This window comes from Bacillus cereus group sp. MG20 (assembly GCF_040459885.1).
GTDB lineage: Bacteria > Bacillota > Bacilli > Bacillales > Bacillaceae_G > Bacillus_A > Bacillus_A cereus.
In genome coordinates, this window is sequence record NZ_JARVHF010000001.1 from 4496133 (window position 1) to 4514457 (window position 18325).

Genomic DNA, 18325 nt, shown 5'->3' on the forward strand with positions numbered 1-18325 from the left:
ATATATGTAATGTTTGTTTCTAAGTTATCTTTTACATATCAAAAAACGTAATCATTGTATACAATAAAACTAGATCAACAATTTGTATGGAGTGATAAAGATGGAAGCGTTTATTAGAAGTGATCAATATAATTTTATAAAATCACAAGCTTATATTTTAGCAAACGGGCATGCAACGGCAAATGATAGAGGTGTAATTCAAGCGTTAAAATCGCTTGCGATTGAAAAGATAATACATGTATTTGAGAATTTAACGGATGAACAGAAAGAGTTAATTGATACGGTATTAACAGTTCAAAATAGAGAAGATGCAGAATCATTTTTAATGAAAATAAATCCGTATGTAATTCCGTTTCAAGAAGTTACAGCACAAACATTAAAAAAATTATTTCCTAAAGCGAAAAAGTTAAAACTTCCTGATATGGAAGAAATGGATATGAAAGAAATATCTTATTTAAGCTGGATTGATAAGGGGTCAAGCAGGAAATTTATTATAGCGAAAAATGATAAAAATAAATTTGTTGGTCTGCAAGGAACGTTCCAAAGTTTAAATAAAAAAAGCATTTGTTCGTTATGTCATGGACATGAAGAAGTAGGAATGTTTTTAGTTGAAATTAAAGGCGATGTACCAGGAACTTTCGTTAAAAAAGGAAACTACATTTGCAAAGATGGTGTAGCTTGCAATCAGAATATGAAATCGCTAGATAAATTGAACGATTTTATTGAACGCTTGAAGAAATAACGAGAAAACCTCTAGTATTTAAACTGGAGGTTTTTATTTTTTGAAGAAGTAAAATAAGCTTTCTTTGTAAATGTAGATTTATAATGAAATTTGATAAAAATATCTATTATGATACAGTTGCTTATATGCAAGGAGGTAAAACATGGATTACCTTTTATCGAAAGAAAAAGTGAAGCGATGGCCCAAAGATATGATAGCGGCGGGGCGTTGTCATACAGTTGGCCTGAAATCGGATGGCACGGTAGTAGCGGTGGGCCGGAATAAAGAAGGGGAATGTAATCTAAGTGGCTGGCGAGATATTGAAGCAGTCGCAGTGGGCAATGTTCATATGGCAACGAACACGGGTAATGCTCATACAATCGGTCTTACATGTGACAGTACTGCGGTAGCAGTGGGTTGGAATAAGCATGAACAATGTGATATAAACGATTGGCATAATATTGTAGCAGTTGCGGCAGGGTGGCGTCGTACTATTGGCCTGAAATCGGATGGCACGGTAGTAGCGGTGGGCCGAAATAAAGAAGGAGAATGCAATGTAAGCAGTTGGCAAGGTATTGTGGCAGTCACAGCGGGTGACTGGCATACAGTCGGTCTTAAATTGGACGGCACATTGACGACTGTGGGGAATAATCGATATGGTCAATGCAATGTAAGTAGCTGGCGAGGTATTGTAGCGGTCAAGGCTGGGTATCTTCATACTGTTGGTCTTAAACGAGACGGTACGGTGACAGCAGTGGGGAATGATAAACATAACCAGTGTGATGTAAGTGGCTGGCGAGATATTGTAGCAATAGCGGCTGGTACGAATCATACAATCGGACTTAAATCAAACGGTACCGTGGTGGCAGTGGGTTGGAATGAGTATGGTCAATGTAACGTAAGTGATTGGAGAGATATTGTAGCGATAGCGGCTGGTTGTGCACATACAGTCGGACTAAAATCAGACGGCACGGTGATAGCGGTAGGTAATAATGAATTTGGCCAATGCAATGTAGGTAGCTGGCGCGACATTCGGTTGCCTGGCAAATAGTCAATTTACAATAAATCATTAGTAATATTATTCTATTTTAGGAGTAATTATGGAATAGGATATGTAGAAAATAATTAAACTTAAATCTGCTGAATAAGAATCTCTTTTGAAAAGGGATTCTTATTATTTTTCATAAAATGAGGGTATAAATGGAATTTTTGAACAAATTTTATTTCAAAATTACAGTAGAAGATATAAATTAAAAAGTATAGAGGAGATAAAGGAATGCTTAAAAGGTTTTTACTTTCTTTACCGGATGTTTTACTTATATGTATCGTTCTCTACATAATGTACACAAATTCTTTTAGTTTTGGACAGATGCTAGTAATTTCCATTTCAATCGGAATTATTGGTGGTCTTGCTATTAGAATTTGTAAGGATGTATTCACGTATATAAGATGGACAATTAAACAAAGAAAAAATTGAATATGTTTAATAGTTATTAGGAGGGAATGAAATGACTAAGAAAAAGAATAGAGTGAAAAACGAGATAGTACTTTGGTCACTAACAGCAATTGTTCTATTAATTGTATGGTACTTTTATCAAAAATAAAAACGCATCGTACTCAAAAAGCACGATGCGTTTTTATTATTTTTTTTGCCAATTTTCTTTTATAAAGTCTTCACGACCAGATTCCTTTTGCTCAGTAGCATATTTCTCTGGATTCTTTTTATAGAAATGTTGGTGGTATTCCTCTGCTTCGTAAAAAGGTGTAGCAGGACGAATTTCAGTCACGATTGGATCTTTAAACATACCGCTTTCTGCAAGAGCTTGTTTTGATTTTTCAGCAAGCCCTTTTTGTGTTTCGTTATGATAAAAAATAGCGGTACGATAAGATGGACCACGGTCAAAAAATTGTCCGCCATCATCAGTTGGATCGATTTGTGGCCAATATAAGTCTAGTAATTTCTGATAAGGAAAAATAGAAGGATCGAATGTAATTTGAACAACTTCTAAATGTCCAGATGTTCCAGCTTTTACTTGTTCATATGTTGGGTTTTCTACATGACCTCCTGCATAGCCAGAAAGTACTTTATGAATACCAGGAAGTTCATCAAATGGTTTTACCATGCACCAAAAGCAACCGCCTGCGAAGGTTGCGAGTTCGTATGTTTTTTCGGACATTGCTGTAATCCTCCTAAATGTATATGTTTTATATAGTATTATATAAATTGTTTCATTGCGCAATAAAAAAGATTTGAAAATATATGTTTTTTACAAACAAGATCCTCCGCTCACATCAATTAATTGTCCAGTAACCCAGCGGCTGTCTGGAGAAGCAAGGAATGCAGCAGTATCGGCAATGTCTTCTACTTCACCTAAGCGATTGAAAGCGGAAATAGTAGTAGCGTACTGCTTCATCATTGGGTCGCTCAAGAGTTCTGCGTTCATATCTGTTTTAATAAATCCTGGAAGTATTGCATTCACCGTTATTCCTCGTGCTCCAAGCTGTTTTGCTAGCGTAAAAGTCATTGTATTAATAGCGCCTTTCGTCATACTATATGCAACAAAATCAGGTAAAGAAATGCGGGTGGCAGCGGATGAAATATTAATAATTCGGCTATTGTCACGTAAACGTGGTAGTGCTAGTTGAATGATAAAGAATGGAGCTTTTGCATTTACTGAAACCATTCTATCAAAAAATTGTTCAGTCGTTTCTTCAATAAAAGCACCAGGACCAATGCCAGCATTGTTTATTAAAATATCAAATTGTGTTTCACCAGTGCGCATTTGTAATTCAGTATCTAAAGCGTTATAAAGGTTTTCTACACCGTGTAAGGATTCTAAATTTGCGCCGATAGAAAAAGCTTGGCCACCATCTGATCGAATTTCATGAACAGTTTCTTCAGCGTCATCTTTTCGATTACCGTAATGAACAGCAACCAATGCACCGTCATTTGCTAAACGTTTAGCGATTGCTCGTCCAATTCCTCGGCTTGCTCCTGTAACTAACGCTACTTTCCCTTTTAACATAGTTTCCTCATCTCCTCATAAACTTTATAAGTTTTTCTTTATGTAGTAATGCAAACATACTTAAGTAATATATGAGTGTATGTAAGTAATGCATTCCAATTTTGATTTGAGAAAAAATAAATAGAATGAATTTTGATTTTTTTGAAAAAACATGTTGACAAGGAAAAGAACAACGTCCTATAATACGTGTAACAAATAAAAGTTAATTAAGAATTTTCTAACTTTATATGTTGTATATGTAAAGAAGAGGAAAGTAGATGATTATGATCGTTTCAGAGAGCTACTCCAAGGCTGTGAGGGTAGTAACAATCGAATCATTGAAGATCACCTCGGAGCATCGCTTGCGAAAGGGAAACTGAGTAGAGGGCGGCGGCATCGTCTCCGGTAAAAGGACGGAGGTCTGATTGGACCTACAAAGCTTATATTTCGTGAGAAGTATAAGGAAGCTGAGTGGTAACGCGAAACTCTCGCCTCAGCAATCAAAGCTACTAAATTGTAGTAGTTGATTGCTGAGGCGAGAGTTTTTATTTTTAAAAATAGAAGAAGAGAATGCGTAGAAGAGGAGAGTAAATGATAAAGATTGTTTCAGAGAGCTGCCCCGAGGCTGTGAGGGTGGTAACAATTCACTCATTGAAAATCACCTTGGAGCACTACTTTTGAAAACTAGTAAAAAGTAGCGGGGTTGTTCCCGATAGAAAAACAAAAGTCTAATTGGACTTGCAGAGCTTATATTTCGTGAGAAGTATAAGGAAGCTGAGTGGTACCACGATTCCCTCGTCTCAGCAATGGATTGCTACAAGTATGTAAGTAATCGATTGTTGAGACGAGTATATTTTTAAGGTTTATATACTGAATATTCTGTTAAAAATACTCATCTCAGCAATCGATGTAGAAATAGATTGCAAAAAATAGAGAAAAAAGAGGAGCGATGTGAGATGGGAAACCAGTACATTTACATGAATGGGGAATTTGTAGAAAAAGAAAAGGCAGTTGTTTCAGTATATGATCACGGTTTTTTATACGGAGACGGTGTATTTGAAGGGATTCGTAGTTACGGAGGAAATGTATTTTGTTTAAAAGAACATGTGAAACGATTGTATGAATCAGCGAAATCTATTTTACTAACAATTCCAATGACGGTAGAAGAAATGGAAGAAGCAGTTTTACATACACTCCAAAAAAACGAATATACTGATGCTTACATTCGCTTAATTGTCTCAAGAGGAAAAGGTGACTTAGGGCTCGATCCGAGAAGTTGTGTGAAGCCGAGCGTAATTATCATTGCAGAACAATTAAAGTTATTCCCACAAGAATTTTATGATAATGGGCTAAGCGTTGTATCGGTTGCATCAAGACGTAATACGCCAGATGCGTTAGATCCACGTATTAAGTCAATGAATTATTTAAATAACGTACTTGTAAAAATCGAAGCAGCACAAGCAGGAGTGTTAGAGGCTCTTATGTTAAATCAACAAGGATATGTTTGTGAAGGTTCTGGTGATAATGTTTTCGTTGTGAAAGATGGAAAAGTATTAACCCCGCCATCCTATTTAGGAGCATTAGAAGGTATTACGAGAAATAGTGTTATCGAGCTATGTAAGCGACTGAGTATTCCGTGTGAGGAAAGACCGTTCACTCGCCATGATGTATATGTAGCGGATGAAGTATTTTTAACAGGAACAGCAGCGGAGTTAATTCCAGTTGTAAAAGTTGATTCCAGAGAAATTGGAGATGGGAAACCAGGAAGTGTAACGAAACAATTGACCGAAGAATTTAAAAAATTAACGAGAGAAAGAGGAGTACGTGTTCCCGGGCTGACGGAAAGCTTAGCGTAAATAAGGAGAGGAGTTAATGGAAATGAAGCAGCAGTATACAGCGTATGAGAAATTACAGTATGAAGAAATGACAGGCGCTGGGCACGTGATTCAATGTTTGAAGAAATTGGGTGTAACGACCGTTTTCGGCTATCCAGGCGGAGCGATTTTACCAGTATACGATGCGTTATACGAAAGTGGTTTGAAACATGTTTTAACTCGTCATGAACAAGCTGCCATTCATGCGGCTGAAGGATATGCGAGAGCTTCTGGAAAGGTTGGGGTAGTCTTTGCTACCTCTGGCCCAGGGGCGACAAATTTAGTTACGGGTTTAGCAGACGCTTATATGGATTCGATTCCTTTAGTTGTCATTACCGGGCAAGTTGCAACGCCTTTAATTGGTAAAGATGGATTTCAAGAAGCGGATGTTGTCGGAATTACAGTACCTGTTACGAAGCATAATTACCAGGTTCGTGATGTGAATCATGTATCACGAATTGTGCAAGAAGCTTTTTATATCGCCAAAAGCGGGCGCCCGGGACCAGTATTAATTGATATTCCAAAAGATGTTCAAAATGCAAAAGTCACCAGTTTCTTTAATGAAGAAGTTGATATTCCGGGGTACAAACCAGAACTTGTACCAGACAACATGAAACTTAGAGAGGTGGCTAAAGCAATTTCAAAATCTAAGCGTCCACTTCTTTATATTGGAGGAGGTGTCATTCATTCAGGTGGATCCGATGAACTCTTCGAATTCGCAAGGGAGAACCGTATTCCAGTCGTTTCAACTTTAATGGGACTTGGTGCATATCCACCGGATGATCCATTGTTTCTAGGGATGCTTGGTATGCATGGGACATACGCTGCTAATATGGCGGTAACAGATTGTGATTTACTACTTGCATTAGGTGTTCGCTTCGATGATCGTGTAACAGGAAAATTAGAACTTTTTTCTCCGCACTCGAAAAAAGTACATATTGATATTGATTCTTCTGAGTTTCATAAAAATGTAACTGTAGAACATCCGATTGTTGGTGATGTAAAAAAAGCGTTACACATGCTGTTACATATGTCTATTTATACACAAACAGACGAATGGCTTCAGAAAGTAAAGACATGGAAAGAAGAATATCCACTTTCTTATAAGCAAAAAGAATCTGAGTTAAAACCACAGCATGTGATCAACTTAGTAAGTGAATTAACGAATGGTGAAGCGATTGTCACAACAGAAGTAGGTCAGCATCAAATGTGGGCTGCTCACTTCTATAAAGCAAGAAAACCTCGGACGTTCCTTACCTCTGGAGGATTAGGAACAATGGGGTTTGGTTTTCCAGCGGCAATTGGTGCTCAGCTAGCTAAAAAAGAAGAACTTGTCATTTGTATTGCAGGTGACGCTTCTTTTCAAATGAACATTCAAGAACTACAAACAATTGCTGAAAATAACATCCCTGTAAAAGTATTTATCATAAATAACAAATTTTTAGGGATGGTAAGGCAATGGCAAGAAATGTTTTATGAAAATCGTTTATCAGAATCAAAAATTGGATCACCAGATTTTGTGAAAGTAGCAGAAGCTTATGGAGTAAAGGGATTAAGAGCAACAAATTCAACCGAGGCAAAACAAGTGATGTTAGAAGCATTTGCTCACGAAGGTCCTGTCGTAGTTGATTTTTGTGTAGAAGAAGGTGAAAACGTATTTCCGATGGTTCCGCCAAACAAAGGGAATAACGAAATGATTATGAAGAGGTGGGAAGAATGAGTCATACTTTTTCACTCGTTATTCATAACGAGCCAAGCGTCTTATTACGTATAAGTGGGATTTTTGCTCGGCGTGGTTATTATATTTCTTCTTTACATTTAAAAGAAAGAGATACTAGTGGTGTTTCTGAAATGAAACTCACAGCAGTTTGTACTGAAAATGAAGCGACATTACTTGTTAGTCAGTTGAAAAAATTAATTGATGTTCTGCAAGTAAATAAATTATAAGGAGTGTATGGAATATGAAAACATATTATGAAAAAGATGCAAATGTAGAGTTATTACAAGGAAAAACTGTTGCAGTAGTTGGTTATGGATCACAAGGTCATGCGCAAGCACAAAATTTACGTGATTCTGGTGTAGAGGTTGTAGTTGGTGTTCGTCCTGGTAAGTCGTATGAAGTAGCGAAAGCGGATGGATTTGAAGTAATGTCTGTTTCAGAAGCGGTTCGAACCGCACAAGTTGTACAAATGTTATTGCCAGATGAACAGCAAGCTCATGTGTATAAAGCAGAGGTAGAAGAGAATCTTCGTGAAGGACAAATGTTACTTTTCTCACATGGATTTAACATTCACTTCGGACAAATTAATCCGCCAAGTTACGTAGATGTAGCGATGGTCGCACCAAAAAGTCCAGGACATCTCGTTCGCCGTGTATTCCAAGAAGGAAATGGTGTTCCGGCATTAGTCGCAGTACATCAAGATGCTACGGGCACGGCATTAAGCGTAGCACTTGCGTATGCAAAAGGTGTAGGTTGTACACGTGCAGGTGTAATTGAAACGACATTCCAAGAAGAAACAGAAACAGATTTATTCGGAGAGCAAGCTGTACTTTGTGGCGGGGTAACTGCACTTGTGAAAGCTGGTTTTGAAACATTAACAGAAGGCGGATATCGTCCTGAAATTGCATACTTTGAATGTTTGCATGAATTAAAGCTAATTGTTGACTTAATGTACGAAGGTGGATTAACGACTATGCGCCATTCTATTTCAGATACGGCAGAGTTTGGAGATTATGTAACAGGATCGAGAATTGTTACAGATGAAACGAAGAAGGAAATGAAGCGTGTTCTGACAGAAATTCAGCAAGGTGAATTTGCGAAGAAATGGATTTTAGAAAATCAAGCAGGGCGTCCGACGTATAACGCAATGAAAAAAGCAGAACAAAATCATCAATTAGAAAAAGTAGGAGCAGAGCTTCGTGAAATGATGAGCTGGATTCATGCACCGAAAGAATTAGTAAAGAAATAGAGTAAGAGAGTATAAATGAAAAATATGTAAGAGGGGATTTGACAAGATGAGAAGTGACATGATTAAAAAAGGTTTTGATAAAGCACCGCACCGTAGTTTATTAAAAGCAACTGGTTTGAAAGATGAAGATTTTGATAAACCTTTCATAGCGATTTGTAATTCTTTTATTGAAATTATTCCAGGGCATAAACACTTGAACGAGTTTGGGAAACTTGTAAAAGAGGCAGTTCGCGCGGCAGGTATGGTACCATTCGAATTCAATACAATTGGAGTTGACGATGGTATTGCGATGGGACATATCGGTATGCGTTATTCTCTTCCGAGTCGTGAAATTATTGCAGATTCAGTAGAAACGGTTGTAAATGCACACTGGTTTGACGGCATGATTTGTATCCCAAACTGTGACAAAATTACACCAGGTATGATGATGGCTGCACTTCGTATTAACATTCCGACTGTGTTTGTTTCAGGCGGCCCGATGGCGGCTGGAAAAACATCTAAAGGAGAAGTTGTTGATCTGAGTTCCGTTTTTGAAGGAGTAGGAGCTTATCAATCTGGGAAAATTTCAGAAGAAGAATTAAAAGATATTGAAGATCATGGCTGTCCATCTTGTGGCTCTTGTTCGGGTATGTTTACCGCGAACTCTATGAATTGTTTATGTGAAGTGTTAGGTTTAGCTCTTCCTGGTAACGGGAGTATTTTAGCAATTGATCCAAGACGCGAAGAGTTAATTAAACAAGCAGCAGAGAAATTGAAAATTTTAATTGAAAGAGATATTAAGCCACGTGATATTGTAACAGAAGAAGCAATTGACGATGCTTTTGCACTTGATATGGCGATGGGTGGATCAACGAATACAGTATTACATACGCTAGCACTCGCACAAGAGGCAGGACTAGATTATGATATGAACCGTATTGATGCAGTTTCAAGACGTGTACCCCATTTATGTAAAGTAAGTCCAGCCTCAAATTGGCATATGGAAGATATTGATCGTGCGGGCGGGATTAGTGCAATTTTGAAAGAGATGAGCCGGAAAGAAGGAGTACTTCATCTTGATCGAATAACTGCTACTGGGCAAACATTAAGAGAAAATATTGCTGAGGCAGAGATTAAAGATAAGGAAGTTATTCACTCTCTCGAAAACCCTCATAGTGAGGAAGGAGGATTGCGTATATTAAAAGGCAACCTTGCGAAAGATGGAGCAGTTATTAAAAGCGGTGCAACAGAAGTAAAGCGTTTTGAAGGACCTTGCGTTATTTTTAATTCACAAGATGAGGCACTTGCTGGCATTATGCTTGGGAAAGTGAAAAAAGGAGATGTAGTTGTCATTCGTTATGAAGGACCAAGAGGTGGCCCTGGTATGCCAGAAATGTTAGCACCAACATCAGCAATTGCTGGAATGGGATTAGGTGCTGAGGTTGCATTATTAACGGATGGACGTTTCTCTGGAGCTTCACGTGGAATTTCAGTAGGACATATTTCACCAGAAGCAGCAGCTGGCGGGATGATTGCACTTCTTGAACAAGGGGATATTGTATGTATTGATGTTGAAGAACGCTTACTAGAAGTAAGAGTGAGTGATGAAGAATTAGATAAGCGTAAAAAAGAATGGAAACGACCAGAACCGAAAGTAAAAACTGGCTGGCTCGGACGTTATGCACAAATGGTAACATCGGCGAATACAGGGGCTGTCCTGAAAATCCCACATTTTGATTGAGCCAATTTAAAAGAGATAAGGATGATATATAATGGTGCAAAAGGTAAAGGAGAGAGTGAAAATTGAAGATATCTTAATGGCTCATAATTGCCTGAAAGATATCGTTATTAAAACACCGTTACAACGTGATACAGTTTTATCTGAGAAATATGATTGTGACGTTTATGTAAAACGAGAAGACTTACAATTAATTCGCTCTTTCAAAATTCGTGGTGCGTACAATTTAATTCAAAGCTTACCGAAAGGAAAATTACAAAACGGTGTTGTTTGCGCAAGTGCTGGTAATCATGCGCAAGGAGTTGCTTATACGTGTAATTTATTGAAGATTACGTCAAAAATATTTATGCCCACAACAACACCGAAACAAAAAGTATCACAAGTACAATTTTTCGGTGGTGATTTCGCAGAGATTGTATTAGTTGGTGATACATTCGATAGCTCTTTCCAAGAAGCACAGCGCTATTGTGAAGAAAATAAGATGACATTTGTTCATCCGTTTGATGATCCGTATGTCGTTGCAGGTCAAGGGACAGTGGCAGTTGAAATTATGCATGATATGGAGAAATCAGTTGATTATATCTTTACAGCAATTGGCGGTGGTGGATTAGCATCAGGAGTTGGTACATATGTAAAAGGTGTTAGTCCTACTACAAAGGTTATTGGTGTAGAACCGATGGGAGCTGCATCTATGAAAGAGGCTTTTCTTCAAAATGATAATGTCGCATTAGAGAAAATAGATAGTTTTGTTGATGGGGCAGCGGTTAAAAAGGTAGGAAAGTTAACTTTTGAAACTTGTAGAGATGTAATTGATGACATTGTTTTAGTACCAGAGGGGAAAGTTTGTACGACGATTTTAGAACTGTATAAGAAAAATGCGATTGTAGCTGAACCGGCTGGTGCACTCTCTATTGCAGCCCTTGATCTATACAGGGATGAAATAAAAGGTAAAACAGTTGTATGTACGCTAAGTGGTGGAAATAATGATATTGATAGAATGCAAGAAATGAAAGAACGTTCTCTCATTTACGAAGGGTTAAAGCATTATTTCATCATTGAATTTCCACAGCGTTCAGGTGCGCTAAGAGAATTTCTTGATAAAGGATTAGGACCAGAAGATGACATTACGCGCTTTGAGTATATTAAGAAACATAATAAAGAAAATGGTCCAGCATTAGTCGGCGTAGAATTAAAACATAAAGAAGATTATGAGCAATTAATTACTCGCTTTAAAGAAAATAATATTCAATTTATGGAACTTAATAAAAACCCTGTTTTGTTTGATTTGCTTATTTAATAGAAGGAAAGAGTTAGAATGTAAATAAAAAAGATAGATACAAGCGAGGGAATATAGTGCTTGTTCTATCTTTTTTATAGTTAAACTAGGTACTCATTAAATTCAAGAAGAATAAAGCTAGCTAACCAAAAGAGTATCGCAATACGAATGATTACATACATTGTAAATTCAAAAGGAGTAAGATTTCTCTCTCGCTTTATTTTTTTAAATAGTCTCACAGAATAAAAGGAACATAAAAGTAGAACTGCTATAGAAATTTTATAAACGTTCTCTAACAAACTTACATTTTCTAATAAGTCTTTCAGCATGTTTATCACCTATTCTGTAAAGTATATTACAGAGAAATAGATCTTGAGCTGTCTAGTTTCGTTTGTTTTTTATTTTCCCTGTATCATCAATTTCTACATCAGTTGAAATTGTTTGTAAATATTGAAGAGCTTTTTTCTTTTCTCCCTCATTTACAGGGGAAACTTGGTTGTTGCGAATGATATAAGGATTGAATGACATTTGGACATCCTTTCCTTTAAAAGTTAAAGTTAATACGCCAGTTTCAGCGCTTTTCCCATTCACATAACTCGGGAATAAAAAGTTACCTAATGAGTAAGCGATAGGAACTTTATTATAATACTCAAACCCTTGTAACCAATGTGGATGGCTTCCGACAATTGCGTTAGCTCCTGCTTCAACCATTTTAGGTACATATTGCTTTTGGTATTCTACCGGACGATTTGATTTTTCAACGCCCCAATGCATATAGACGATTAAATAGTCTGCATCTTGTTTTTGTTCTTTAATTGTTTTTGTTACAAGATTTAAATCATAGCCATTCGCAACGCCAGGTTTATTCTCACCAGCTACCCAATTAGAATCAGGCATAAATCGAACGAAGGAAAGAAATTTAAACTTTTTCCCTTTTACGGTCATTTCTCGTGCTGTATATGCATCTTTCGCATTTTTTCCGGCTCCAATGTAAGGGAACTTTAATTTTTCTACGTGAGAAATCGTATCTAATAATCCATCTTGCCCATAATCAAGTGTGTGGTTATTCCCAATATTTACGATGTCATATCCAGTGTTTTTAATAGCTTGTAGTGTAGATGGATCACTTTTAATCCAAAACAGTTGCCCAGGTGCTTTCTTTTCTTTCGTTGTAAATGCCGACTCTAAATTCACAAAAGAAATATCAGCTTTTTTTATTTCTTCTTTTACATGTTGAAATGGGTAATCAGCCCCATTCTTTTCGATTATAGGACGTAATTGCCAATCAAACATTGTATCACCAGAGAAGGTGAGTGTGATTTCTTGGTCTTCTATTTTCTTTTCGCTTTTTGAAGCGGTTTTACTAGATTTGTTTTGCAAATCGGGTTTGTCTTTTGCTTTTGAAATAAAAGAGTAATTGATTAATAAAACAATCGGTGTAATGAAAAAGGCTATTAACAAAAATCGTTTTAGTAAAGTTTTCATATATACCTTCCCTTTTAATATTATCCCGCAATTAAATTAACACTGAATCTATTAAAGGTAATTAAAGTTACAAAAAATAGCGGGTTATGTAGTGGAAAACATTTGTTAATATTCTCAATATTAAGTTAACATATAGATAACCTGTAAATCAATGTATAAACCAAAATATAGAAATAAAGAATTCGAAGGGTGAAGAATGAGAAATGGTTATATTAGGAGCAGTTGTAAATGGGATTTGTATTATATTTGGTACTTTACTTGGTAAATTATTTAGTAGGATTCCAGAAAGTATGAAAGGGACGATAATGCACGCAATCGGTTTAGCGGTTACTGTGCTTGGGCTTCAAATGGCATTAAAAAGTGAAAACTTTCTTGTTGTCATACTGAGTTTAGTGATTGGTACGGTAATTGGAGAATGGTTACAATTAGAAGAAAAGTTAAAACATTTAGGGGATTGGCTAGAAAATAAAGTTGGATCGAAAGGAAAAGGTAGCATATCAGAAGGTTTTGTAACAGCTACTTTAATTTTTGCAATTGGCGCGATGGGGATACTTGGTGCACTTGACAGTGGGATTCGCGGAAATCATGATATTTTATTTACAAAGGCGATTATCGATGGATTTATTTCTATTATATTAACGACAACTCTAGGAATTGGCGTAGTATTTTCGGCGATTCCAGTTGTTTTATATGAAGGTGGTATTGCAGTTTTTGCAACACAAATTAATAGTTTTGTCCCAAAAGAATTAATGAACCAATTTATAGTGGAGATGACGGCTACGGGCGGCATTATGATATCTGCTATTGGATTGAACTTGCTTAGTATTATTAAAATCAAGGTGGCAAATTTACTTCCAGGTATATTGGTAGTGGGTGTAATTGTTTCAATTATTTATGGTTACGGTTTGTTAGTAAATTAGTAGAGGATGGAAACACATATGGAGGAATTTCAATATACAAAACGTGTGCATAAAATATTGGAGATTGCAGCAAAAGAGAGTGAGTGTAACATAATTCAACCAGTCCATCTGTTTATAGGTATGTGTAAAGAAGGTACAGGAGTTTGCGCTGAGTTATTTATGTATTTGTTTCATAAAGTGGGTCCAGATTTTTTAGAAAAACTTTCGTTACGAAAACGATTCGATTTACATAATCAAGAGTATAAAAAAATAGGGCAATATAAACTATCTTATAAAGCGATAGAAATTTTACAAATAGCGAAGAAACGTATGGAACGCTTTCAGCAAGTAGTAATCAATGAAGGACATGTTATGTATGCATTATTTCGTGTAGATACAGATATTGGCGAATTTATACATACACAAATGCAAGAAGATATATTACGTATTACAGCTGCACCGAGAGACTTAGCGGTTGATTTAAATAGTTTTAAATCTATTTATAATACATTATTTTGTCATGTAAGAAGAGCTAGTCCTTCTGATTTTGATAAGTTATCACGATTTGTGGCGGATGAATTTGGTGAACGGTGGTTACAGTCGGTTGATTACGGATTTCGGACATATAATGAAAAGTTACCTATCTATATTGCACAGCAGGAGGAAGTGATAATTGGTTTCGCCTGTTACGATGTAGTGAGAGGAAAGAAAGGATTGTTTGGTCCGATGGGCATAGCGAAACAAAATCGAGTGAAAGGTGTAGGAAAAGAATTATTGCATCATTGTTTATATAATATGAAGCAAGATGGATATGAATATGCGATTATTGGACAAGCAGGTCCCATTGAGTTTTACGAGAGAAATTGTAATGCTCGTTTAATACCGATAAATAATAAGTAACCAACTTCATATAGAGGAGTTGGTTTTATTATGAAAATGATGTAGAGATGTAGTGGTTTTTACTAGAAAATAGCGGGTTTTGTAGTAAATCTTGCATATAAAGCAAATTACTAAACTTTTTACAAGAAAGGGTGTAGAATGGGTATCTAAAGAAAGAAGGTGTGAAAATGGCCAGCTGGAAACGGAATTTAATGATTTGTTGGCTAGGTTGTTTTACCACTGCAGCCGGTATGAGTTTAGTAATTCCTTTCTTATCTTTTTATATTGAGGAATTAGGAGTAACTGGCACTTCAAATATTGCACAGTGGTCGGGACTTGCATTTGGTGTAACATTTTTAATGGGTGCGATCGTATCGCCAATATGGGGAAAGCTTGGTGATATACATGGACGGAAATTGATGCTTATTCGTGCGAGCCTCGGTATGGCGATTATTATGACGCTTATGGGGTTTGTAACGGATGTGTATCAACTAGTCGCACTAAGATTTTTAATGGGAGCAGTATCTGGTTTCCTTTCAACCGCGATGACATTTATTGCAGCAGAAACTCCGAAAGAACATTCAGGTTGGGCGATTTCCACAATTTCAACCGGGGGCGTGAGCGGCTCATTACTTGGCCCATTACTTGGTGGTTATTTGTCTGAGTTAATTGGAATGCGTCATGTCTTTCTTGTTACAGGAGCTTTTTTATTCCTTTCCTTTCTCATCGTTTTTTTCTTCCTGCATGAAGAAAATCACTCTGCTCAAGCAAAAAAAACACAGCCGAAAAAAGTATGGACGATGGTCCCAGCGAAGCATTTAATTATTAGTTTATTTGTAACAACATTTATTATTCAACTTGCTAATATGTCAGTTCAACCCATTGTTACATTGTACGTGAAAAATTTAGTAGGTCCTCATACTGCACATATTGAAACAATTGCGGGTGCAGTTATGTCAGCGACAGGATTAGCAGTTATTTTGGCAGCACCAAGACTAGGAAGATTATCAGATCATATCGGTCCTCAAAAAACGTTAGTTGTAGCGTTGTTTGCAGCTGGAATTATTTTTATCCCGCAAGCATTTGTAACCTCAGCTTGGCAACTATTAATTCTTCGATTTTTATTAGGTATCGCACAAGCAGGATTATTGCCTTCCGTACAAACTCTACTAAAACAACATACACCAACCCATGTTACGGGACGAATATTTGGATATAATCAGTCGTTTCAGTTTTTAGGAAATATGATTGGGCCAGTGCTCGGGGGACAAATTGCAGCGCATGCAGGCTTCCAATATGTTTTCCTCTCTACATCATCACTATTATTTATTGCGTGTATTTGGGTTTATTTTCATAATAAGAACGAAGAAGTATCAGAGAAACAACGTTTGGAAGTTAGTTAACTAAGTGAATGAAAAAGAAAAAGGATGAAGCAACATGTGCTTCATCCTTTTTCTTTAAAATCGAAGACAGAGATAACTTAATGTACCAAGCTCATAACTACGGTGAATGACTTCACCGCTATTCTCGCCACTTCCCATTGCAATAAACAAAGGAACAAAATGCTCTGCTCTTGGTACGGCTAATTGTGCATGAGGAGCATTATTCTCCCAATTAAACAATACATCTTTATCGTTATTCTGCATATGTTTAATAATCCAATCATCAAATTCAATTGCCCATTTTTCAGGTGTAGTTTGATTCCATTTCAGTGCTCGTAAATTATGAACGGTAACGCCACTACCGATTACTAAAATATCTTGTTGTCCGAGTCCTTTAAGTGCTTCTCCAATTTCAAATTGTTCTTTTGCAGAAAGGAATGGATTTACTGATATTTGCACGACAGGAATATTTGCTTCTGGATACATGCGATGCAGGAGTGTCCATGAACCATGATCTAAACCTCTCGTCATATTATGATGGACTGGAATACCTTTGTTCTTAAATTTTGTTTCTAACATAGATGCAATGCTAGAAGAGCCTTTCGCACGATATTTGATTTCGTATAACTCAGGGGGGAAACCTCCAAAATCATAAATTGTTTCATATTCGTTATCTGATGAGGAAATCGTTAATACTTCACTTTCCCAGTGAGCAGTGAAAATAACAATTGCTTTCGGTTTATATGTTTCTCCAAGTGTTTTTAAAAATCGTGTATAGTCTGTATCTTGAATAGCGAGCATAGGCGAACCATGTGCTAAAAATAGTGATGGCATCATAACAGTAGAAACCTCCTAAAAATTATATAATTACTTTATGTAAGTAACTATATAATTTTATTTTTGATTCGTCAAGAGATTAGTTTGAAAGCAAGTCTGAAAAATACATCATTTGTCATAATGAAAGCAATTACATATAATATAAAATAAGAAAAGTGAATGGATATTCATTTTTCTTAAAGGTATACATAATAAATTTGGGGGCTGACGAAATGAATGTACAGGAAAGTTTCGTTACGGCATTGGATGGATCGGAAATTTATTTGCGTAAATGGTTACCAGAAGGAGATCCGAGAGGAATTATTCAGATTGCACATGGCATGACAGAGCATGCAGGGGTGTATACAGAATTTGTAGATGCTTTATTGGAAGCAGGTTATGGTGTTTATGCGCATGATCATAAAGGACATGGGAAAACAGTAAAAAAAGAAGAAGATTATGGTCATTTTGAACCAAATATAGGGTGGAATCAAGTTGTATCGGATGTTATCTTTGTTTCAGAAAGGATAAAAGAAGAACAGTCAAGTCCTTTGTTTTTACTTGGACATAGTATGGGTTCTTTTTTATCAAGACGTGCTGTACAACATAGGGGTGAACTATATGATGGATTTCTAATTTCAGGAACAGGTGGAAATCCAGGGCTTTTAGGAGCTATTGGTCATAAAGTAGCAACAATCGAAATGAAATTGCGCGGGGCAAAAACGAAAAGTCCAATGTTAAACTTTTTATCTTTCGGAAACTTCAATTCGAACTTTAAGCCAAATCGTACAAAATTTGATTGGTTATCTTCAGATAATAATCAAGTTGATAAATATATTGCGGATCCGTTATGTGGTTTCATTTGTACGACGAGTTTTTACCGAGAATTATTTTCTGGAGTATTAGAAGTAAATAAACTAGAAGAATACAAGAAGACGCCAAAGAATCTTCCAATACATATATTCTCTGGTGATCGTGATCCTGTTGGCGATATGGGGAAAGGTGTAAAAGAAGTATATGAAAACTATAAAAAATGTGGTGTGAAAGACGTGACACTACGTTTATATGAAAATGGTAGACATGAAATGTTTCATGAAGTAAATAAGGATGAAGTATTTAAAGATTTAATTTCGTGGTTAGATGCGCATAATAAATGAGAAAGATAATCCCAAACTGTTTGTAATTTGGGATTATTTATTATACAGAAATAGGGGCAATAAATTCTTAAATTCACTTTACTTAATAAAAAATAAATCTTATTCTATAGTCGTTCAAAAAATAAAGAAATATTGTATGAGAGGA

General features: G+C 36.3%; 18 protein-coding genes and 1 other annotated feature. Of the genes, 13 read left to right on the top strand and 5 right to left on the bottom strand.

From position 1 onward, the window contains the following. Positions 1 to 100: 100 nt before the first annotated feature. The 3 genes from QCI81_RS23155 (at position 101) to QCI81_RS23165 (ending at position 2198) form a co-directional block, all read left to right on the top strand. Positions 101 to 742: a FusB/FusC family EF-G-binding protein gene (locus QCI81_RS23155; RefSeq protein WP_000387074.1), complete on the top strand. Its 642-nt coding sequence runs from the start codon at positions 101 to 103 to the stop codon at positions 740 to 742. Positions 743 to 884: 142 nt separating this feature from the next. After that, positions 885 to 1772, top strand: a complete 888-nt coding sequence (locus QCI81_RS23160; protein WP_071730931.1) for an RCC1 domain-containing protein — start codon at positions 885 to 887, stop codon at positions 1770 to 1772. 225 nt (positions 1773 to 1997) lie between these two features. Next, positions 1998 to 2198: a hypothetical protein gene (locus tag QCI81_RS23165; protein ID WP_000919315.1), complete on the top strand. Its 201-nt coding sequence runs from the start codon at positions 1998 to 2000 to the stop codon at positions 2196 to 2198. A 163-nt stretch (positions 2199 to 2361) separates the two neighbouring features. On the opposite strand, the gene msrA is transcribed toward QCI81_RS23165, so the two are convergent. Further along, complete coding sequence (gene msrA / locus QCI81_RS23170; protein WP_023521654.1) at positions 2362 to 2898, bottom strand: peptide-methionine (S)-S-oxide reductase MsrA; 537 nt, start codon at positions 2896 to 2898, stop codon at positions 2362 to 2364. 90 nt (positions 2899 to 2988) lie between these two features. Continuing rightward, the gene (locus QCI81_RS23175; protein WP_065228619.1) at positions 2989 to 3747 is read right to left on the bottom strand and encodes an SDR family oxidoreductase; all 759 of its coding nucleotides are present in this window, start codon (positions 3745 to 3747) and stop codon (positions 2989 to 2991) included. Between the two features lie 545 nt (positions 3748 to 4292). Then, positions 4293 to 4532: a binding site (T-box leader), on the top strand. Positions 4533 to 4682: 150 nt separating this feature from the next. Here QCI81_RS23175 and ilvE point away from each other — a divergent pair. From ilvE to ilvA, 6 genes are read left to right on the top strand one after another with little or no spacing between them, the layout of a single operon-like run. Next, a complete protein-coding gene (gene ilvE / locus QCI81_RS23180; protein ID WP_071730933.1) occupies positions 4683 to 5582 on the top strand; it encodes a branched-chain-amino-acid transaminase in 900 nt (299 codons plus the stop codon). Positions 5583 to 5604: 22 nt separating this feature from the next. Further along, on the top strand, positions 5605 to 7320 hold the full coding sequence (ilvB, locus tag QCI81_RS23185) for an acetolactate synthase large subunit (RefSeq protein WP_053565516.1): 1716 nt from the start codon (positions 5605 to 5607) through the stop codon (positions 7318 to 7320). Then, positions 7317 to 7547, top strand: coding sequence for an ACT domain-containing protein (locus tag QCI81_RS23190; RefSeq protein ID WP_000019909.1), 231 nt, complete (start codon positions 7317 to 7319; stop codon positions 7545 to 7547). The genes ilvB and QCI81_RS23190 overlap by 4 nt, the downstream gene beginning before the upstream one ends. Positions 7548 to 7561: 14 nt before the next feature. Further along, on the top strand, positions 7562 to 8569 hold the full coding sequence (gene ilvC / locus QCI81_RS23195; protein WP_023521657.1) for a ketol-acid reductoisomerase: 1008 nt from the start codon (positions 7562 to 7564) through the stop codon (positions 8567 to 8569). Positions 8570 to 8615: 46 nt separating this feature from the next. Further along, the gene (gene ilvD / locus QCI81_RS23200; RefSeq protein WP_001255813.1) at positions 8616 to 10289 is read left to right on the top strand and encodes a dihydroxy-acid dehydratase; all 1674 of its coding nucleotides are present in this window, start codon (positions 8616 to 8618) and stop codon (positions 10287 to 10289) included. Positions 10290 to 10320: 31 nt separating this feature from the next. Then, positions 10321 to 11583 (top strand): threonine ammonia-lyase IlvA, encoded by a 1263-nt coding sequence (ilvA, locus tag QCI81_RS23205; RefSeq protein ID WP_071730936.1) that lies wholly within the window; start codon positions 10321 to 10323, stop codon positions 11581 to 11583. Positions 11584 to 11663: 80 nt separating this feature from the next. Here ilvA and QCI81_RS23210 read toward each other — a convergent pair whose 3' ends face one another. Together QCI81_RS23210 and QCI81_RS23215 are read right to left on the bottom strand one after the other, a co-directional pair. Then, on the bottom strand, positions 11664 to 11891 hold the full coding sequence (locus QCI81_RS23210) for a hypothetical protein (protein WP_000910229.1): 228 nt from the start codon (positions 11889 to 11891) through the stop codon (positions 11664 to 11666). A gap of 52 nt (positions 11892 to 11943) precedes the next feature. Next, positions 11944 to 13047, bottom strand: coding sequence for a CapA family protein (locus QCI81_RS23215; protein WP_000854539.1), 1104 nt, complete (start codon positions 13045 to 13047; stop codon positions 11944 to 11946). A gap of 203 nt (positions 13048 to 13250) precedes the next feature. On the opposite strand from QCI81_RS23215, the gene QCI81_RS23220 reads away from it, so the two are divergent. The 3 genes from QCI81_RS23220 (at position 13251) to QCI81_RS23230 (ending at position 16228) form a co-directional block, all read left to right on the top strand. Further along, positions 13251 to 13967: a DUF554 domain-containing protein gene (locus QCI81_RS23220; RefSeq protein WP_000236030.1), complete on the top strand. Its 717-nt coding sequence runs from the start codon at positions 13251 to 13253 to the stop codon at positions 13965 to 13967. A gap of 18 nt (positions 13968 to 13985) precedes the next feature. Further along, positions 13986 to 14846, top strand: a complete 861-nt coding sequence (locus QCI81_RS23225) for a GNAT family N-acetyltransferase (protein WP_071730938.1) — start codon at positions 13986 to 13988, stop codon at positions 14844 to 14846. Between the two features lie 167 nt (positions 14847 to 15013). After that, positions 15014 to 16228, top strand: coding sequence for a multidrug efflux MFS transporter (locus QCI81_RS23230; RefSeq protein WP_000179289.1), 1215 nt, complete (start codon positions 15014 to 15016; stop codon positions 16226 to 16228). A 54-nt stretch (positions 16229 to 16282) separates the two neighbouring features. On the opposite strand, the gene QCI81_RS23235 is transcribed toward QCI81_RS23230, so the two are convergent. Beyond that, positions 16283 to 17044 carry a DODA-type extradiol aromatic ring-opening family dioxygenase gene (locus tag QCI81_RS23235; protein WP_353810896.1) on the bottom strand — a complete coding sequence of 254 codons (762 nt, stop codon included), beginning with the start codon at positions 17042 to 17044 and terminating at the stop codon, positions 16283 to 16285. Positions 17045 to 17256: 212 nt separating this feature from the next. On the opposite strand from QCI81_RS23235, the gene QCI81_RS23240 reads away from it, so the two are divergent. After that, a complete protein-coding gene (locus QCI81_RS23240) occupies positions 17257 to 18180 on the top strand; it encodes an alpha/beta hydrolase (protein WP_071730941.1) in 924 nt (307 codons plus the stop codon). Positions 18181 to 18325 lie beyond the last annotated feature (145 nt).

Bases quoted from the DNA above. Each gene is read 5' to 3' on its own strand.
- QCI81_RS23155 (WP_000387074.1), top strand. From the start codon at position 101: ATGGAAGCGTTTATTAGAAGTGATCAATATAATTTTATAAAATCACAA.
- QCI81_RS23160 (WP_071730931.1), top strand. From the start codon at position 885: ATGGATTACCTTTTATCGAAAGAAAAAGTGAAGCGATGGCCCAAAGAT.
- QCI81_RS23165 (WP_000919315.1), top strand. From the start codon at position 1,998: ATGCTTAAAAGGTTTTTACTTTCTTTACCGGATGTTTTACTTATATGT.
- msrA (WP_023521654.1), bottom strand. From the start codon at position 2,898: ATGTCCGAAAAAACATACGAACTCGCAACCTTCGCAGGCGGTTGCTTT.
- QCI81_RS23175 (WP_065228619.1), bottom strand. From the start codon at position 3,747: ATGTTAAAAGGGAAAGTAGCGTTAGTTACAGGAGCAAGCCGAGGAATT.
- ilvE (WP_071730933.1), top strand. From the start codon at position 4,683: ATGGGAAACCAGTACATTTACATGAATGGGGAATTTGTAGAAAAAGAA.
- ilvB (WP_053565516.1), top strand. From the start codon at position 5,605: ATGAAGCAGCAGTATACAGCGTATGAGAAATTACAGTATGAAGAAATG.
- QCI81_RS23190 (WP_000019909.1), top strand. From the start codon at position 7,317: ATGAGTCATACTTTTTCACTCGTTATTCATAACGAGCCAAGCGTCTTA.
- ilvC (WP_023521657.1), top strand. From the start codon at position 7,562: ATGAAAACATATTATGAAAAAGATGCAAATGTAGAGTTATTACAAGGA.
- ilvD (WP_001255813.1), top strand. From the start codon at position 8,616: ATGAGAAGTGACATGATTAAAAAAGGTTTTGATAAAGCACCGCACCGT.
- ilvA (WP_071730936.1), top strand. From the start codon at position 10,321: ATGGTGCAAAAGGTAAAGGAGAGAGTGAAAATTGAAGATATCTTAATG.
- QCI81_RS23210 (WP_000910229.1), bottom strand. From the start codon at position 11,891: ATGCTGAAAGACTTATTAGAAAATGTAAGTTTGTTAGAGAACGTTTAT.
- QCI81_RS23215 (WP_000854539.1), bottom strand. From the start codon at position 13,047: ATGAAAACTTTACTAAAACGATTTTTGTTAATAGCCTTTTTCATTACA.
- QCI81_RS23220 (WP_000236030.1), top strand. From the start codon at position 13,251: ATGGTTATATTAGGAGCAGTTGTAAATGGGATTTGTATTATATTTGGT.
- QCI81_RS23225 (WP_071730938.1), top strand. From the start codon at position 13,986: ATGGAGGAATTTCAATATACAAAACGTGTGCATAAAATATTGGAGATT.
- QCI81_RS23230 (WP_000179289.1), top strand. From the start codon at position 15,014: ATGGCCAGCTGGAAACGGAATTTAATGATTTGTTGGCTAGGTTGTTTT.
- QCI81_RS23235 (WP_353810896.1), bottom strand. From the start codon at position 17,044: ATGATGCCATCACTATTTTTAGCACATGGTTCGCCTATGCTCGCTATT.
- QCI81_RS23240 (WP_071730941.1), top strand. From the start codon at position 17,257: ATGAATGTACAGGAAAGTTTCGTTACGGCATTGGATGGATCGGAAATT.